This is a genomic window from Syntrophomonas sp. UBA1041 (assembly GCF_002316705.1).
GTDB lineage: Bacteria > Bacillota > Syntrophomonadia > Syntrophomonadales > Syntrophomonadaceae > DTU019.
The window spans coordinates 16,382-35,565 of the sequence record NZ_DCEA01000031.1; the positions used below are offsets into that span (position 1 = coordinate 16,382).

General features: G+C 47.6%; 12 protein-coding genes and 1 riboswitch. All 12 genes read left to right on the plus strand.

Features of this window, described 5'->3' with window-relative positions; all coding sequences use genetic code 11:
• The first annotated feature begins 386 nt into the window (after positions 1 to 386).
• Positions 387 to 1,238 carry a 3-hydroxyacyl-CoA dehydrogenase family protein gene (locus tag B2633_RS05340; protein ID WP_483169643.1) on the plus strand — a complete coding sequence of 284 codons (852 nt, stop codon included), beginning with the start codon at positions 387 to 389 and terminating at the stop codon, positions 1,236 to 1,238.
• A 24-nt stretch (positions 1,239 to 1,262) separates the two neighbouring features.
• The gene (locus B2633_RS05345; RefSeq protein ID WP_483169645.1) at positions 1,263 to 2,042 is read left to right on the plus strand and encodes an enoyl-CoA hydratase/isomerase family protein; all 780 of its coding nucleotides are present in this window, start codon (positions 1,263 to 1,265) and stop codon (positions 2,040 to 2,042) included.
• Positions 2,043 to 2,069: 27 nt separating this feature from the next.
• Entirely contained in the window at positions 2,070 to 3,275 is a 1,206-nt protein-coding gene (locus B2633_RS05350) for a thiolase family protein (protein WP_483169647.1), read from the plus strand.
• A gap of 93 nt (positions 3,276 to 3,368) precedes the next feature.
• Entirely contained in the window at positions 3,369 to 4,508 is a 1,140-nt protein-coding gene (locus tag B2633_RS05355) for an acyl-CoA dehydrogenase family protein (RefSeq protein WP_276624083.1), read from the plus strand.
• Positions 4,509 to 4,900: 392 nt separating this feature from the next.
• Complete coding sequence (locus tag B2633_RS05360) at positions 4,901 to 6,247, plus strand: acetyl-CoA hydrolase/transferase family protein (RefSeq protein WP_483169648.1); 1,347 nt, start codon at positions 4,901 to 4,903, stop codon at positions 6,245 to 6,247.
• A gap of 201 nt (positions 6,248 to 6,448) precedes the next feature.
• A complete protein-coding gene (locus tag B2633_RS05365; RefSeq protein WP_276624085.1) occupies positions 6,449 to 7,789 on the plus strand; it encodes an acetyl-CoA hydrolase/transferase family protein in 1,341 nt (446 codons plus the stop codon).
• Positions 7,790 to 8,121: 332 nt separating this feature from the next.
• Positions 8,122 to 9,483, plus strand: coding sequence for a sigma-54 interaction domain-containing protein (locus tag B2633_RS05370; protein ID WP_276624137.1), 1,362 nt, complete (start codon positions 8,122 to 8,124; stop codon positions 9,481 to 9,483).
• A gap of 244 nt (positions 9,484 to 9,727) precedes the next feature.
• On the plus strand, positions 9,728 to 9,967 hold the full coding sequence (locus B2633_RS05375; RefSeq protein ID WP_483169650.1) for a DUF6431 domain-containing protein: 240 nt from the start codon (positions 9,728 to 9,730) through the stop codon (positions 9,965 to 9,967).
• 692 nt (positions 9,968 to 10,659) lie between these two features.
• A riboswitch (molybdenum cofactor riboswitch) is annotated at positions 10,660 to 10,797 on the plus strand.
• Between the two features lie 203 nt (positions 10,798 to 11,000).
• Positions 11,001 to 13,694 carry a formate dehydrogenase subunit alpha gene (gene fdhF, locus B2633_RS05380; protein WP_276624135.1) on the plus strand — a complete coding sequence of 898 codons (2,694 nt, stop codon included), beginning with the start codon at positions 11,001 to 11,003 and terminating at the stop codon, positions 13,692 to 13,694.
• Entirely contained in the window at positions 13,694 to 14,140 is a 447-nt protein-coding gene (locus B2633_RS05385; protein ID WP_276624134.1) for an NADH-quinone oxidoreductase subunit NuoE family protein, read from the plus strand. Before fdhF ends, B2633_RS05385 begins: the two co-directional genes overlap by 1 nt.
• A 21-nt stretch (positions 14,141 to 14,161) precedes the next feature.
• A complete protein-coding gene (gene nuoF / locus B2633_RS05390) occupies positions 14,162 to 15,385 on the plus strand; it encodes an NADH-quinone oxidoreductase subunit NuoF (protein WP_276624133.1) in 1,224 nt (407 codons plus the stop codon).
• Positions 15,386 to 15,997: 612 nt separating this feature from the next.
• On the plus strand, positions 15,998 to 19,184 hold a 3,187-nt coding region (fdnG, locus tag B2633_RS05395), incomplete at its 3' end, for a formate dehydrogenase-N subunit alpha (RefSeq protein WP_276624132.1).

Consider the following 19,184-nt stretch of genomic DNA (forward strand, 5'->3'; position numbering starts at 1 on the left):
CGATTGGTTCAAAATTTTGATTAGCCGCATCACAGTATTTTTTCAGGTTTTCACGCAGCGTAGAATAGCACATTAGGTTCTGGCCAAAGGGCCAAAACCCTTCCCCGAGGCATATTCTAGCATTATAGAGCTCCAGTAGGAGGGTGAGCATTTGGCCGAAATGCCAAATGCTCACCCTCCTGCTTTAATTTGAGCTACCTCGTAAACCCCCTATTATTGCAGGCTTAAGCTATATGAAAGGATCTTGGCATGGTATTTGCTTATAGTATTTAACAAGCGGTAGAAAAAGTAGTTTTGTGACAATCAGCCAATGAAGAACCAGGGAGAGGAGGCGAAGAAAGCTCTAAGATGTTCAAACAAAAGCAAGAAAGTAAGGGGGTAGAGTAATGGAAATCAAGAAAATTGGCGTCCTGGGAGCAGGTACCATGGGAGCAGGAATAGCTCAGGTCGCTGCTGAAGCGGGTTTTTCGGTAATTCTGGTGGATATTGAAACCGCGATAATTGAAAAGGCTTTGAAGGGTATCAAGAAGGCCTGGAAAAAGGCCGTGGAAAAAGGCAAATTGGACGAAAGCGAAATGCAAAAGAGAGAGGGATATCTGGCCACCGGCAATAGTATGGCTGATTTTAAAGATTGTGATGTGGTAATCGAGGCGATAGTAGAAAAAATCGAGGTTAAGAAAACGGTATTCAAAGGACTGGATGAGATTTGTCCGAAAAACACTATCCTGGCTTCCAATACCTCGGCTCTTAGCATTACGGAAATAGCTGCTGCTACCGGCAGGCCGGATCGGGTTGTTGGCATGCATTTTTTCAACCCGGTTCCGGTTATGAAATTGGTGGAGGTAATTCCCGGAGCTGAGAGTAGTGAAGCGGTATCGTCTGCCATAGTGGAACTATGCAAGAAATTAAAGAAAGAACCGGTTCTGGCGCGGGAGTTTCCTGGCTTTATAGTCAACCGTATCCTGGTTCCCTATATTAATGAGGCGGCTATGGCTTTCCAGGACGGAGTAGCTTCGGCGGAGGAAATAGACAAAGCTATGAAACTGGGGGCTAATATGCCCATGGGACCTTTGGCCTTGTGTGACCTGGTGGGAATTGATGTTTTACTTATGGTTTGCGAGTATTTCTGGCAGGAATTCGGTGATTCCAAGTACCGGCCTTCCTTGGCTCTAAAACAGAAGGTACGGGCCGGGCATCTGGGAGTAAAGACCGGAAAAGGCTTTTACGACTATAAATAAAACGGAAAAAAGGGGAGAAACATTATGGAGCTCAAAACTCTGCTGTTTCAGAAAGAAGCGGGGGTAGGAATTATAACCTTGAACCGCCCGGAAACCATGAATGGAATCAATGATCAGATGATGCTGGAACTATCTGTCTTAATGGATGAGATTGCGGTTGATGACGAAGTGAGGGCTCTGATAGTTACCGGGGGAGAGAAGGTTTTTGCTGCCGGCGGAGACATTGCTTATATTTCAGGGCTTAACACCCTGCAGGCCGAGTCTTTTGTGGCACTGGTTCACCAGGCTTTTGACAAAATAGCCAATTGTGACAAGCCGGTTATAGCTGCTATTGCTGGCCTGGCCCTGGGAGGGGGCTGTGAACTGGCTTTGGCATGTGACATCCGCCTGGCGGCTGAAGGGAGCCGTTTCGGTTTGCCGGAGATCAACCTGGGCATAATGCCCGGAGCCGGAGCCAGCCAGAGGTTGACACGGATAGTTGGCATGGGCTGGGCCCGTCACTTATTGTTTACCGGCAGCCCCATTGATAGCGATACCGCTTTTAAGATTGGCCTGGTGACCATGGTGCTACCCCGGGAAAAGCTGATGGAAGAAGCACGGAAAATGGCTCGTACTTTTGCTTCTCGCTCGCCTGTAGCCCTGCGGACAGCCAAGAAGTGTTTGAATTATGCCGAAAATGTAGACCTGCCTTCCGGTCTCGTGTTTGAGCAAAAGCTATGGTCGTTTCTTTTTTCCACTGAAGACCAGAAGGAAGGAATGAATGCCTTCCTGCAAAAGCGCAAGCCGGAATTTAAAGGCAAATAAATAAGAATAAAAAAGGAGAGTTGTCAAATGGAACTAAACGAAGTCGTAATGGTTAGCGCCTGCCGTACGGCCATAGGCAGGTTTATGGGCAGCCTTAAAGGTGTATCCTCCCGGGAGCTTTCCCTTACTGTGGGCCGGGAAGCCATCGCTCGGGCAGGCATAACGGCTGATATAATCGATGAAATATGCGTAGGGCAAGTATTTCCCCATGGCTGCGGTTCTTTGCCCGCCAGGCAGGTATCCATCAGGTTGGGGCTTCCCGCCCGGAGCGGTGCGGTAAATGTGAATCAGAACTGCACTTCGGCCATGCGGGCTTTGGAAATAGCTTGCCATAACATTATGCTGGGTAAAACCGAAATAGCGCTGGTAGTAGGTGCGGAAAGCATGACCAACTGTCCCTACCTGGTACCCAAAGGAAGAATGGGTTACCGGTTAGGATCGGGCAGCTTGGAGGATGTTATGCTTTATGATGGTCTTATAGATGAACAGGTACCCGGGCATATGGGACTTACTGCGGAAAATGTGGCCGAGAAATACGGGATTACCCGGGAAGAATGCGACCAACTGGCTTTACTGAGCCATCAACGAGCTACCCGGGCGGTAAAGGATGGTACATTCAAACGGGAGATAGTCCCGGTGGAAATCAAGAGCAAAAAAGGCAGCAAGTTCTATGAAACTGATGAACACATGATACCTGATGCCAGTCTCGAAACCATGGCCAAATTGCCTCCGGCTTTTAAAAAAGGCGGGGTGGTAACCGCGGCCAATGCCTCGGGAATCAATGACGGTGCCGCTGCAGCCATAGTTATGTCCCGGGCTAAAGCCAAGGAACTGGGGCTTAAACCTTTGATGAAGCTGGTAAACATTTGCGGTGAAGGAGTTGAACCTCCGGTGATGGGCCTGGGGCCGGCGGTAGCCATTCCCAAGTGTTTAAAACAGGCCGGGATTAAATTTGAGGATGTAGATTACTGGGAGATTAACGAAGCTTTTGCCGCTCAGTTCCTGGGAGTGGGCCGGATGCTGAAAGAAGAATCAGGAATTGAGCTGGATATGAATAAGTGCAACATCAATGGTTCCGGTATTGCTCTGGGTCACCCGGTAGGATGCACCGGACTGCGAATTATTGTATCCATGTATTATGAGCTGGAAAAACAGGGTAAGACCCTGGGCGGGGCCTCGCTATGCGTCGGCGGCGGCATGGCCATGGCTTCATTGTGGAGCAGAGATGTATAAGCCAGACGGGAGCAGAATGCGAAGACTGCTACCCTAATGAGGCACTGAAGATTATATTATCAAAATTTATATAAATCGGGAGGAGGAGAAAGAATGGATTTTCGTTTGAGTGAAGAACAAGAAATGATTCGGAAGATGGCGCGGGATTTTGCCGATAATGAAATATTGCCTTATTGTCAGGAATGGGATGAACATCATACTTTCCCCTGGGATACAGTCAAAAAACTGCAAGAATTGGGGCTTATGACCTGCGGAGTACCGGCTGAATATGGCGGACCAGGGATAGACCACCTGGGGCAGTGCATCATATCTGAAGAAATCTGCCGCGGTGATGCTGGGCTGGGAACCACCCTGGCTGCCAGTACCTTGCTGGGCCCCGATCCGGTTTATGTGGCTGCCAGCGATGAACAAAAAAAGTGGTTTTATGGCCGCATGATGGAAGGAGCCTTAACCGCATTCTGCCTGACCGAACCAGGTGCCGGTTCTGATGCCGGAGGGATTTCCACCCGTTGTGTCAAAGATGGTGACTATTATATTCTAAATGGCACCAAGCAGTTTATCAGCAACGGCGGGGTAGCCAATCTATATACCGTTTTTACCACTCTGGACAAGAAAATGGGTTACAAGGGAATGTGCGCCTTTATGGTGGATAGGGATAGCCCTGGAATCAGTATCAGTCCGCCGGAAAACAAATTAGGAATCAGGAGTTCGAATACCACCCAGGTGATATTCGAAGATGTGCGGGTACCCGCCCAAAACCTTCTGGGCAAAGAAGGGGATGGCTTTAAAATTGCAATGAAGACCCTGGACATTTCCCGTGCCGTAGTGGGGGCCATGGCAACCGGTGTTGCTCAGGGGGCTTTTGAGTGCGCGGTCAAGTATGCCCAGGAACGCCAGCAGTTTGGCAAACCCATAGCCAGCTTTCAAGGTATTCAGTTTATTATCGCGGAAATGGCCGTACTCTGTGAAACCGCACGCTTGCTCTACCAGAAAGCAGCCAGCAATCAGGATTTGGGGCTTCCCTACACCAAGATGGCTTCCCTGGCCAAGTACTGGGGAGGAGAGGCCGCTATGAAAGTCAGTACCGATGCGGTTCAGGTTTATGGCGGCTATGGCTATACTAAAGATTACCTGGCAGAGAAATATTTCCGCGATGCCAAGATATTCCAGATATTTGAAGGAACGGCCCAGATTCAGAAGATAGTAATTGCTGGTGATGTATTTAAGGGTTAAGGGATAAGTATGAGGATAAAAAAATCTTGCAAACACGGCACAGTAACGATGGTATGATAAGAATGAAAATGAGAGGATAGGGGTGGAAGCCCGGCCATATGTGCCAGCTTTGTTTCTACCTGCTCCATAAAAACACTGACTTCCCGGGAGGGAAAGTAATCCCCTTATAATATATTCTTTCTTTAAGCAACGGGAGTTATCCGAAGGCGGAGTGAAAAAGAGAATATTTTAGCTTATCACATTAGTACTTGGATATACTTCCGTTACTTCTCTTTTTAAAGCAATTACCACGCCAATAGGGAGAAGTTTATCCAATCAAGATTCAAGGTAATATACGCTGTCGTTATAAAGTCATCGTTACTTGATTATCGAAAATAAAGGAGGAGTTGCAGATGTTTGAAAGCGAATACAAAGCCAAGTTCCGTACCCCGGAAGAGGCCGTAAAGGTAGTTAAATCAGGTGATTGGGTGGACTACATGTACTTTAACGGCTATCCCAAAGCCCTGGATAGAGCTCTGGCCAAGAGAAAGGATGAGCTCTATGATGTTCATATCAGAAGCGGTATTTCCCTCCCGCCTTTTCCCGAGGTTCCGCAAAGCGATCCCACTATGAAGCATTTTCAATGGGATAGCTGGCATTACAGCGCCTTTGACGCCAAGCTGGCTGATCAGGGTATCTGCAGTTTTTCCCCGCTGTTATATCATGAAGTACCAGGCTACTACCGGCGGCGTGAAGTGGAAATGGATGTAGCTCTGATGAGGGTCTGCCCCATGGACAAGTACGGTTATTTCAATTTTGGCATAAATGCTTCGCATTGTGAAGCTGTTCTGGAAAACGCCAAAATCGCTATCGTTGAAGAAAACGAAAACATGCCTTATGTCTATGGCGGAAATGGCAACCATATCCATATTTCTGAAATTGATTTCGTGGTCAGAGGGGAAAACGAGCTAATGGCTAACCCGGCACCCCTGGAACCAACCGAAGCAGAAATGAAGATTGCCGAGTACATTCTGGAAGATATTCATGATGGTTGCTGCATCCAGTTGGGAATAGGAGGTCTGCCCAACTACCTGGGTAAAAAAATTGCTGAAGCCGGATTAAGAGATCTGGGGGTTCACACCGAGATGATGGCTGATGCCTATTATGAGATGTGGAAAAAAGGGTGTATCAGCGGTGCCAAAAAGGAACTGGACCGCAAAAAAATGGTATGTTCTTTTGCCCTGGGATCACAAGAACTTTACGAGTTCATGGATCATAATCCTATGATTGCAACCTATTCGGTAGACTATACCAATAACCCTTATGTTATAGCGCAACTATCCAATGTGATTTCCATCAATGGCTGTCTGGAGATTGACTTCTACGGGCAAGTAGCTTCGGAAATGCAGGGGCCAAGGCAGATTACGGGAACCGGGGGCCAGTGGGATTTCGTTCTGGGAGCCTATCACTCTCCCGGCGGCAAGAGCTTTCTCTGCACCTCATCCACCTACAAAGATAAGAGTGGCCAGCTGCAATCCAAAATCAAACCCTTTTTGACCCCGGGTGCGGCCTGCACTGTTTCCCGGCAAATGACTCATTATGTAGTAACCGAATATGGCAAGGCCTTGCTTAAGTGCCAGTCTGTTTGGAAGCGAACGGAAAGGCTCATAGAAATTGCCCATCCCCAGTTCCGGGATGAGTTGATTAAAGAAGCGGAAAAACTCGGTTTTTGGAAAAGAAGCAATAAGATTGAGCCATAAGCTTTAAATAATTATTAAATCTTATCTGTGTTTATCTGCGGAGTCTGGTTCTGAAAAATCCGGCACCTTGTGCTGGTGATGCATGTGACAAAAGGACCATCCTCATGTGAGACTATATCATCCTTTATCATGTCACATGTCGGACATATGAAAATAATCCGGAGAAATCACTCCAATGCATCAGGAGGTGATTAATTATATATGAATTATGTAAATGAATACCGCAAGAAATTAGTATCGGCCGATGAGGCTGTAAAAGTGGTTAATTCCGGAGACTGGATTGATTATGGTTCCATGTGTGGCCAGGTGGTGGTGCTGGATGAAGCCCTGGCCAGGAGGAAAGAGGAACTTAAGGATGTAAAGATTTGGACCCTGCTTACTTTAAGGCGCCCCCGGGTAATGGATGTGGATCCGGAAGAAGAGTCGTTTGTCTGGCATTCCTGGCATCTTTCCGCTATGGATCGCAAAATTGCCAGCGAGAGAGCGGTATATTATTCCCCCATTAGGTATTCGGAGTTGCCGCGTTATGTCCGTGAGCACATTGAGCCCCTGGCGGTAGCCATGTTGCAGGTAGCTCCCATGGATAAACATGGATATTTCAATTTTGGACCGCAGAATTCCCACACCAGGGCGGTATGTGAGCGGGCCAGAATAGTTATCGTGGAGGTAAATAACCAGCTTCCTCGCTGTTTGGGGGGATATGAAGAATCTATTCACATTTCGGAAATTGATTATATTGTTGAAGGTAATAATCCGCCTCTTCCCCAATTGCCAGATGTTGCTTCTTCCGCAGTAGATAAAAAAGCCGCAGAGTATATTATCGAGGAAATGAAAGACGAGTGCTGTGTCCAATTAGGTATCGGAGGTATGCCCAATGCCGTAGGTAAAATGATTGCGGAGTCCGACTTGAAAGACCTGGGTTGTCACACGGAAATGTTGGTTGATGCCTATGTGCATATGTACGAGGCAGGGCGTTTGACCGGCCGGAAGAAAAATATTGATCCGGGGAAAATGGTCTATGGCTTTGCTGTGGGCAGCCAGCGGCTTTATGATTTTATTGACAATAATCCTCTTTGTGCCAGCTATCCGGTAAACTATACCAACCGGCCATCAATAGCTGCCTTAAATGACAATCTGATAACCATTAACAACGCTATTGAAGTAGACCTCTATGGGCAGGTTTGTGCTGAATCAGTGGGTACCCGCATTATTAGCGGCACCGGTGGGCAACTGGATTTTGTCCTGGCGGCCTATGAATCCCGGGGAGGCAAATCCTTCATTTGCCTGCCTTCCTGTAGTGAGCGGGAAGGAAAGCTGGAGTCCAAAATTGTCCCCACTTTGAAGACAGGAGCTATTGTAACCGATCCTCGTTCAGTAGCCCATTATATTGTTACTGAGTATGGGAAATTTGCCATGAAAGGAATGTCGGTATGGCAAAGGGCGGAAGGTTTGATAAACCTGGCCCATCCCCAGCTCAGGGATGAGTTGATTCAGGCGGCCCAGGCCCAGGGTATTTGGCGCCGCAGCAACAAGATATCATAGTAGATCCGGATGATTTAAAATTCTTAATCAAGAGAGGAAAACATAACAGCATAATTCTAGCAAGCAGATATCATAGTAACCCTGAATAGAAATACTGAAATGGCGGAAGTGGGAAGCATTCCCACTTCCCATTTCTGCTTATGTTTCTCTATGCGGCAAAGCAATTACTTATGACGCAATTCTTCGCGTAGAGTAGCTTCGGGGCGATTCTCAGCATCGGCCAAGACTGGTATACTGAAATATACAGGATGGGAATGACAGGTTAATATGTGTTTTGTGTTAAGGATAAAGGTAAAACCTTGCTGCTGTTTCGGGAGAGAGGAGGATGAAAGGTGAATATAGGCAGTGTTTTAGAGGGCTTGTTCACCCAGAACCAATTTATGGCCGCCATAATCGTTGATAGCAAGGGGAAAGTTCTTTCGGTAAGCGAAACCTATTTGCAGGTTTTGGATCTTACCAAGGAAGAAGTAGTAGGAAAGCCCATAAAGGAAGTTACTCCCCATACCCGGGTGTTTACCATTTTAGCGACAGGAAAGGCTATGGTGGGATACAACTGGAAGGTTAACGGGCATAACATGATTGCTTCCACCATACCAATTATCAAGGATGGGGAAACGGTTGGGGCCTTTGCCTACAGTGTCTTTCCCGACATATGGGATGCTAAAAACTTGGTGGAGAATCTTCTTTCCGAGTTGAATATGTACCGGGATGAGGTGGATAGCCTTTATACCGCCAAATATACTTTTGATGATATTGTGAGCAAGGATAAAGGCATGGAAATGCTCAAGTCTTTTGCCCGGCAGATTGCCAATCATCCTTTTACAACCGTATTGATTACGGGCGAAAGCGGTACGGGCAAGGATCTTTTTGCCAATGCCATCCATAATGCCAGCCCCCGGTCACGCTTTCCCTTCCTGCGCATCAATTGCGCCGCAATTCCGGAGAATTTGCTGGAAGCTGAGCTTTTTGGCTATGAGGAAGGCGCCTATACCGGAGCCAAAAAGGGAGGCAAACCGGGAAAGTTTGAGTTGGCCCATGGGGGTACCATCTTTCTTGACGAAATAGGAGAGATGTCGCTTTCCATGCAGAGCAAGCTGCTGATAGTACTGCAGGAACAAGAAATCGAGCGATTGGGAGGCAGCTTCCCCATTAAGATAAATGTCCGGGTGATTGCAGCTACCAACCGGAGCCTGGAACAGCTGATTCAGGAAAAGAAATTCCGCGAGGATTTGTATTACCGCCTTAATGTAGTAAGGTTGGAAGTGCCCCCTTTGCGCCAGCGCAAGCAAGATATTCCTGTTTTAATCTGCCATTTTATTGACAAGTTGAACCCCCGGCTGCGGACCATGATTGCTAATATTTCTCCCAAATCATTGAAATTATTGGAGCAATACCACTGGCCCGGGAATGTCCGGGAAATGGAGAATATGTTGGAGAGGGCGATAATTATGGCTGATATGGAAAACGGCCGTTCTCTGGATTGCCGACATTTCAAGTTCCTGCAAAACCGGTGCAGCAGCGAAGCTCCTTTAGAATTACAAAGCTTGAAAGCAGCCAGCCAGAAGTTTGAGGAGGAATTGATAGCCCGAGCCTTGGAAATAAGCAACTTTAACCTGGCCAAAGCAGCCGAGCAACTAGAAATTGACCTTTCTACCCTCTACAAAAAAATAAAAAAACATGGCATCGAAACATGAATCCACAGCAAAAATCCCTTATGATAGATAGGAATATGCTTCGAGCCTCATAGACTTGTTTCATGGGGAAGTATTTAAGATGTTAAAAAAGGCAGGCCACATTATAGAGAATATGCTGTGCTGGCATCACAGCGGTATTAATGTCTATTGTGGGCCAGCCATTAATCCAGGGGACCAGCAACATTATTGGTGAGCGATAGCGAACACCGGTGGTACCCGCAGGGTAATAGCTCAAGAGAGTTCTATCAGCACACTCCGGGTGATCTGTAAATCCTGTGGGCATACTCATGCCATCCTTCCGGAAGTCATAATCCCTTATAGATCATATAGCATCCTGTTCATTCTGACTGTTCTGCGTGATTACTATACCCGTTCCGACGACATCTGGGAAATAGGTGATAAATATCAGATCGCTGTCTCAACCCTTTATCTGTGGATACATTTATTCCACTGGCAGGGGATATGGGGACGGCCGGCTGTGTGAAAAATCCAAATCAGCGTTTATATATGCAATATTGAGTATAATATACACTAAACTACGCCCTCCTTCGGCAAATTAACTCCAACAAAATTGAAGCTTCATATTAACGCTGGGGACATTCCACCCTGGCGTTAATTTATTTTTGCAATATCATTAAATAATAAGGCGGTTATTCAGGCATCATAACCTATTTTATATTCCCTTATATAATATTTTAAATTATATAGAGGAATATTTACGCTTGTGTCGAAGTATTATTTTGATAAGGATATGTTTGTCCAGCAGACATATCCCTCTGGCAATTTCAAACAGTGCAATTAGTATTTATGACTGCTGCCTGATCAAAATATTGCCAGCAACATGCCAATATTGAGGGAGGTGAAAAAGTGCTATCAAGTACAGGGTTTAAGCAAATCATAAGCCGTTGCATGTGAGTTAATTTGCATGAACCGGTGGCTCATAGTGTTTCAATACCCCGTGGCATAAATGAAGACCTGAAGCTGTTGCAGCCTTTTTCACCGATTTCGTTTATCGGCTGAGTTTATTCCTGCTCCCATGCTTCATTCGAATTGCTGGCAGGCAATTTTATAACATGGCCTGACCAGAATTCCTTCCTTTATTCCACCACTGTTAAAGCCTGAATGACTTACCCTAAGACTTGTGTAGCAACCAGGTTGCCCAGGAGTTTAATTTTTTCAAAAGCGTAGCTCCAAAGCTACTTCACCTAAAGCTGCGGCCACGGTGAATTAGCCGACACGGTTATTATACCGCTACGGTAAATCCGGAAACGGGTTTGCCTCCCTTACTTGGAAAGGAGTCACTGGCTTTTAGAAAACAATTTGCGTTGCCCGCATCATTTATGCGCTGGTAATGTCAGGTGTTTTTATTTAATTAACACCGCAAGTTGTTTCTGAGTAGGTGGAAGGAGCGTGCATTTGAATGCCAACCATTGTCATAGTATTTATGCCAATGAAGTCCATCCTCCTACTCAGATAGGAGATTTTTTTATTTCTAACGACTAAAAGGAGTGATGGAAGTGGAACAAATTAAATTGACCATCAACGGGAAGGAGGTTGAAGCCGCAGCTGGGAGCACCGTACTGCAAGCAGCTGAAGCAGCCGGCATTAAAATTCCTCGCCTGTGTTATGACCCCGATCTAAGCCCGCTGGGTGCATGTCGACTATGTGTAGTCGAAGTAAAAGGAAATCGGCTTCTGCCGGCTTCCTGCGTAACCCCGGTAAGCCCTGGGATGGTTGTAGAAACCGAGTCTCCGGCTGTGATTGCAGCCCGCAAGACCATCCTGGAACTGCTGATTGCCAATCATCCCCTGGACTGCCTGACCTGCGACAAGGCCGGTGCCTGCGTTCTGGCCGATTATTGTTATCAGTACGGGGTAAAAGAAAGTCCCTATCAAGGAGAAAAGCATTCTTATAAAATCGATAACAGCAATCCCTTTATTAATCGGGATTTAAACAAGTGCATTCTCTGCGGCGCCTGTGTTAGAGCCTGTGAAGAACTGACCGGGAAAGACAATCTTTCTTATCTGAATCGTGGCTTCGACCGTAAAGCAACTACGGCTGGTGATGTACCCTATATTGAATCAGATTGCGTTTTCTGTGGACAATGCGTAGCCGTCTGTCCAACCGGCGCTTTAACTGAGAAAACCATGTCCGGCCAGGGTCGCCGCTGGGATATCGACCGGGTGCGGACCACCTGTCCCTTCTGTGGTACCGGCTGCAATTTCGACTTAGCTGTGAACAAAGGCAAAGTCATCGGCGTTCTGTCCAATCCAAACGCTCCGGTAAATGGCCGCAGCTTATGTGTAAAAGGACGCTTTGGCTGGGATTTTATTTACAATGAAAAACGCCTTAAAACGCCGCTGATCAAGCGTAACGGCAAATTTGAGGAAGCATCCTGGGATGAAGCCTTTGAGCTGATTGCCCGGAAATTTAATGAGAATAAAGCCCAAAATGGTCCCGATTCATTTGCAGCGTTAAGCTCAGCCCGTTGTACCAATGAAGAAAACTTCCTGATCCAGAAATTCACCCGGGCCCATTTAGGCACCAACAATGTGGATCATTGCGCCCGTACCTGCCATGCTCCCTCAGTAGCGGGTCTGGCTAATTCTTTTGGCAGCGGCGCCATGACCAACATTTTATCTGAAGTTACTAATGAAGCCGAACTGTTATTCCTGATCGGTATCAATCCTACTGAATCCTATCCGGTACTTGGCTATAAAATGCGGCAAGCGGCTCGCCACGGCTGCAAACTGGTAGTCTGTGATCCTCGCTGTACGGAGCTGGCCGCTGAATCCGACATCTGGCTGCAACAGAAACACGGTACCGATATTCCGCTACTCAATGGTTTAATGCATATAATTATCAAAGAAGGTCTGGAAGATAAGAACTTTATAGAAACCCGTACCGAAAACTATGAAGAAATGAAAGCCCTGGCTGCCGAATACACTCCGGAGCGCGTTTCCGAGCTCACCGGTGTCTCCGTGGAAGACCTTTATCGGGTAGCCCGTCTGTATGCCAGCACTGATAAAGCCATGATCTTCTATTCACTGGGCATTACCGAGCACATCTGCGGTACCCGTAATGTTATGAGTATTGCCAATCTGGCCATGCTGACCGGTCATATCGGCCGTCCCGGCGTGGGCGTAAACCCCGTCCGCGGGCAGAACAATGTTCAGGGTGCCTGTGACATGGGCGCTCTGCCTAACGTTTATTCCGGTTATCAGAATGTTACCGATAAAGCCGCCCGGGAAAAACATGAAAAAGCTTGGGGAGCAACCTTGCCGGATAAAGTAGGCTTAAAGATTCCGGAAATGTTTGAAGCCGCCCATGAAGGCAAAGTAAAAGTCATGTATATTCTGGGTGAAAATCCGGTACTAACCGATCCCAATGCCAATCATATTAAAGAAGCCATCAAGAATCTGGACTTCTTTGTGGTACAGGAACTCTTCCTGACTGAAACTGCTGAATTAGCTGATGTCGTGCTGCCGGCCGCCAGCTTTGCGGAATGCGACGGTACCTTTACCAATACTGAGCGCCGACCTCAGCGAGTTCGTAAAGCGATTGAGCCTCTGCCTGGCCAGGCCAACTGGGAAACGATTTGTCAGATGGTTACCCGCATGGGCTATCCCATGTCTTACAATCATCCAAGTGAAATCTGGGATGAAATGGCCTCCCTGTCCCCCGCCATGGCTGGCATTAGTTTTGCCCGTATGGAAAAAGAATCCGTGCACTGGCCATGTCCCACCCCTGATCATCCTGGCACCCCCATTCTGCATATCGGCAAATTCACCCGCGGGCTGGGCGGTTTCCAACCCAATGACCATATTCCTCCGGGAGAAATGCCGGATACAGATTATCCCATCCTGCTGTGTACGGGCCGCGTAATGCAGCACTATAATGTTACCACCCAATATTCGGCGGGTATTGCCAGTGTCTGGGATCGAGAAATGACCCAGGTACACCCGCAGGAAGCGGAAAAATTAGGCGTGGTTACCGGCAGCCGGATGAGGATTACATCCCGCCGTGGTTCAGTTCTAACCACCGCCTGGGTAACCGATCAGGTACAGCCCGGGGTTATTTGGATGTCCCACCACCATAGTTCTACGCCTACCAATGAACTCACCAGCCCGTTTGTATGTGATATTGCCGGCACAGGTGAGTACAAAGTCTGTGCAGTCAAAATCGAAAAAGTCCAGGAGGTGAGTCAATAATGGCAGACTACAAGAAGATCATCAATGCCTATAAAGATCTGCCTGGTGGACTGATCGAGTCTTACCATGCGGTTCAGCGTGAATTCAGCTACATTCCTGAAGAGGCTGTCTTCTATGCCGCCGAGGTGTTTGATATGCCTAAAGCCAAGGCTTATGGCGTAGCAACTTTTTACTCCTACCTCAAAGTTGGTAAACGGGGTAAAAATGTTATCCGTATTTGCGAGAGTGCACCTTGCCATATTGCCGGCGCAGCCCAAGTCGTCGCTGCACTGGAAAAGGAACTGGGCATTAAAATGGGTGAAACCACTGCCGATGGCAAATTCACCCTGGAATTTACCGAGTGTGTAGGCCAGTGTCAAGCCACCCCGGTGATTACCATCAACAGCAAGCCTTATGGCGATCTGAACCCCGCTAAAGTTCCTGCAGTTTTGGCAGAATATAAGTAATTGGTGAAAGGAGGTAAGATTGTGGCTGAAGAAATGCGTATCGTTTTAAGAAACGTAGGAAAGATTAGTCCCTTAAAAATTGATGAATATATTAAAGCCGGCGGATACAAATCCCTGGCTAAAGCTCGCAGCATGAGTCAGATTGATTTAATTGAAGAAGTTAAAAAATCCGGTTTGCGCGGCAGAGGCGGCGCAGGTTTTAATTGCGGTATGAAATGGAGCTTCTCCTACAAAATTGATACTGATCAAAAGTATGTGGTCTGCAATGCTGACGAAGGTGAGCCTGGCACATACAAAGATCGTATTATCATGGAGAATGACCCCCAGAGTCTTTTGGAAGGTATGGCCATTTGCGGTTATGCCATAGGTTCCAACAAAGGTTACATCTATTGCCGGGGTGAGTATCCTTACGTGGTAGAAACCCTTAATAAGGCTATTGCTCAAGCCAAAGACAAAGGTGTACTGGGTGACTTTGATATCGAAGTTAGAATGGGTGCCGGAGCGTATGTCTGCGGTGAAGAAAGTGCCCTGATTGAATCCATTGAAGGACATCGCGGTGAACCACGCTTCAAACCCCCCTTCCCGCCCGTGGAAGGTTTATGGGGCAAACCCACTATTGTTAATAACGTAGAGACCTTTGCCAACATCCCGGCTATTCTGGAAAAAGGTGCAGACTGGTACAAAGGGATTGGCGCCAGTTCCTATCCTGGAACCAAAGTATTGACCTTGACCGGCGATGTAGTAAACCGGACCTATTTTGAAGTGCCCACCAATGTCACCATTCGTGAAGTTATTTACGGACTGGGCGGTGGCATGGTTAACGGCAAAAATTTCAAGGCCGTCCAAATCGGCGGAACTTCAGGCGGATTCATTCCCGAAGAGTTCCTGGATACCCCCATTGATTTTGATTCCATGACCACTATCGGTGCAGTGCTGGGTTCAGGTGCAGTATTTGTCATGGATGAAACTCGGGATATTGTTGATATCGTGGATCGGATCAGCAAATTCTTTGAACATGAATCCTGTGGTAAATGTACCCCCTGCCGGGAAGGTACCAAACGTATGCATGAAATGATGCATAGAATCAATAAAGGCAGTGGCACGGTTGGAGTTATGGATCTACTGCAAAACCTGGGCAACGTTATGTCGGTGGCTTGTCTGTGTGGCCTGGGTCAAGCGGCTCCTGCTCCGGTGCTTAGCACGCTGAAACATTTTAAACTTGAATTTAATGCCAAATTGAATTAAGCAAACTGGAGTTTTGACTGTGCAAATGGATTTCTAAATCATCGCTTTTTATATCCCTGCTTCTTCCTGAAAGGAGGAAGCAGGGATCTCTGTTTCTCAAAATAATTATTGCCCACCTGCTATTCCAGATTATACATTTGTCATATAAAACATAAGGTTATATTCTTTATAAGAAGAAGGAATATTTGTTTCAATGTAGAATAAGAATTTGATTGCTTAATTGAGTTTTACAATTAAGAATCTATCAAGATTATGAATGGGGGTGAGAATAATGCCGTCAAGTTTAAGCTTGGAACGGGTAATGAACCATTCGGTTTGAGAGTGGCTAAATGGACCGGAGGTTCATTGGGTTTCAAAAATACAATATCAATATTGGAGATCAAGAATATTGGTGGCTTTTTCTCACCGTTTACTCGGTACTGACCTCATTTAATGCTTTTTTTGCATAATCAAGCCTGCTAATCTCCCGCTTTATAAAAGCCCCTCCAATTGTTTATCTCCCTGACTTGGTATTGTATATATGAAACAAGCTTTAATCTTGATGGTTTAAGTACATTTTAGCTCGTTTTTTGGTTGCAATATTTTGATGTCTAAGGAAATGGGGGATAAAAGATGAACAGCAAAATTACTCGCCGCCAGTTCTTGAAGGCCGGCGGGGTTGCGGTAGCAGGAGTTGGCGTGGCTACAACCCTGGATTTTAGCCTTGAGGCAACCGCTTCGGCAATTAAGGTGCTGCGTATTAAGAACGTTACTCCCACACCCACCATATGCCCGTATTGCGGCTCGGGATGTGGTTTGCTGGTATACTCCGAGCGTGATTCCGCCGGTAAGTTCGTCAAACTGCTTAGCGTACAGGGCGATCCGGACAACCCGATTAATCGTGGTGCGGCATGCCCCAAGGGTTCGGCCATGTTTAACCTGAGGGAAATTTATAATGAAAAGGGAGAACAAGTAATCAACCCCAAGCGGGTGCAGAAGCCTCTTTACCGGGCTCCGGGCAGCGACAAGTGGGTAGAAAAAGATTGGGATTGGATGCTTACCAGAATTGCGGAAAAAATCAAAGAAACCCGAGACAGCAGTTTTATCCATAAAGAGAAAATAGCCGACGGCAGTGAAATCATCGTTAACCGAACCGAGAAAATCGCCTCAATCGGCGGGTCGGCCCTGGATAACGAGGAATGCTACGTGCTTTCCAAAATGATGCGCTCCCTGGGGCTGGTTTATTTGGAAACCCAGGCCCGGCTCTGTCATTCACCTTCAGTAGGAGGTTTAGCGCCCTCTTTTGGCCGCGGGGTAATGACCAATTCGCTCAATGATATGAAAAACACCGATTGTGCCATGTGTATGGGTAGCAATTCGGCTGAAACCCATCCCATGGCATTTAAATGGCTATTAAAGGCCCGTGAAGAACGGGGGGCTAAGATAATCTGCGTGGACCCACGCTTTACCCGGACCGCATCCAAGGCTGATATCTACTGCCCGATGCGTTCAGGTACAGATATCGCCTTTCTGGGCGGTATGGTCAAATATATTATTGATAACGAGCTATACCACAAAGATTATGTGGTCAATTACACCAACGCAGCTTTTATTGTCAAAGACGAATTTGGATTCAAGGATGGCCTTTTTACCGGCTATGATGCGAGCAAGAGAAAATATGATGTAAAGACCTGGGATTACAAATATGATGAGAACAATTTACCCTTGAAGGATCCGACGCTGCAAGATCCCCGCTGTGTCTTCCAGTTGATGAAGAATCATTATGAGCGCTATGACATTGATACGGTTTGCAAGATAACCGGAAGCCCCAAAGACAAGTATTTGGAAGTTTTGAAAACCTTTACCGCCACCGGCGCTCCGGACAAAACCGCAACCATCCTTTATGCCATGGGGATAACCCAGCATACGGTGGGCAGCCAGAATATACGGGCTTTTGCGGTTGTCCAGCTACTCCTGGGCAATATCGGCAGACCCGGCGGCGGCATAAACGCCCTGCGGGGTGAGAACAACGTACAGGGCGCCACCGATATGGCTCTGCTCTACCATATAATACCGGGATATATAGATTCGCCCATGAACACTCCGGCCAATAAGGATCTTGTATCTTTTATCAGAGCAGTCACCCCCGGAGCGGCCAACCTGTCTTTTAACAGCCTGGAAGAATTTCGGGAACTGGTAAAAGCGGGCTTCCCCAATTCTGGCTGGAAGATCCACACTTCCAAGTGGGTGGTCAGTCTGCTCAAGGCTTGGTGGGGTGATGCTGCAACCAGGGAAAACGATTTTGCCTACCACTACCTGCCTAAACGACAGGATGGCAAGAATTACTCGCATATAGGATTGTTTGAAGCCATGCACCGGGGAGAGATCGACGGACTGTTCATCAACGGCTCCAACCCGGTCGTGGGCGGGCCCAATGCCAACAAGGAACAGGAAGCTTTGACCAAATTGAAATGGTTGGTCTGCATCGACCTCTGGCTGCATGAAACTGCTGACTTCTGGACTTATCAGGGCTGGGAGCGGCCCGTTGACAATCCCATTGTACCAAAATTGACCCCGGCCGATATAAAAACGGAAGTATTCTTCCTGCCCGCCGCCGCGGTTTATGAAAAGGAAGGAACTGCTGCCTCAACCAGCCGCTGGGTACAGTATCGCTGGAAAGGCGCGGAACCGGTGGGCGAATCCAAATCCGACCTATGGATTTACAACGAGCTGGCTAAGAAGATCAAAAAAGTCTATGCGGGCAGCAAGCGTGTAGAAGATGAGCCCATCGTCAATATGACCTGGGAAGTTGAAAACGAACACGGCCATGATGATCCGGTCGTAGTAGCCAAGGAACTTTGCGGCTACAGCGTAGCGGATGGCAAGCCGGTGGAAGGCTTTGCCAAGCTGATGGATGATGGCAGTACTGCCTGCGGATGCTGGGTATACTGCGGAGCAACAACGATAAAAGACGGTAAATTCCTCTACAAGACTCAATTGCGGAACCAGGAGGACCCCAGCGGACTGGGCATATATCCCAACTGGTCCTGGGCCTGGCCGATGAACCGCCGGATCGTTTACAACCGCTGCTCGGTGCAGCCGGATGGTGTTACTCCCTGGCCGGGTGACGAGCAGCGCCGCCTGATTTGGTGGGATCCTCTGAAATCGGCTGATCCGTCCAAACCTGAAGTATTAGGTACCTGGACCGGGGTTGACGTACCTGACTTTATAAAAACCACCGGGCCGGACAAACCTGCCTTTACCGGTGCTTTTATCATGCGGCCGGAAGGCAAGGGGTGTTTATTCGCCGCTAAAAACTCCATGAAGGAAGGTCCTTTCCCCGAGCATTATGAGCCATGGGAAAGCCCCATGCCACCAATTATCAATAAAGAGCCGGTCAACCCGGCGGCCATCATCTGGGAGCCGGACAAACATGGAACGTCTGACAAGTATCCTATTATCGGCACCAGCTTCCGGCTGGTCGAACATTGGCAGACCGGGGCCTTGACCCGCAACCTGCCCTGGCTGGCCGAGTTGATGCCCAATATGTTTGTTGAGCTTTCCGAAGAACTGGCTCGCGAAAAGGGCATCAAGAACGGCGATAACGCCATTGTATCCACCACCCGCGGTGATGTTGAAGCGGTAGCCTGTGTTACCAAGCGGCTCAAGCCGTTTAACCTGAATGGAAAAACCGTTCACGAGGTAGCCCTTTCCTGGCAGTACGGCTTCAAGGGCTTTGCCACCGGTGATCCGGCTAATCGCCTGACTCCGCACATAGGTGACGGAACCACTGTTTGTCCGGAATACAAAGCATGGCTAT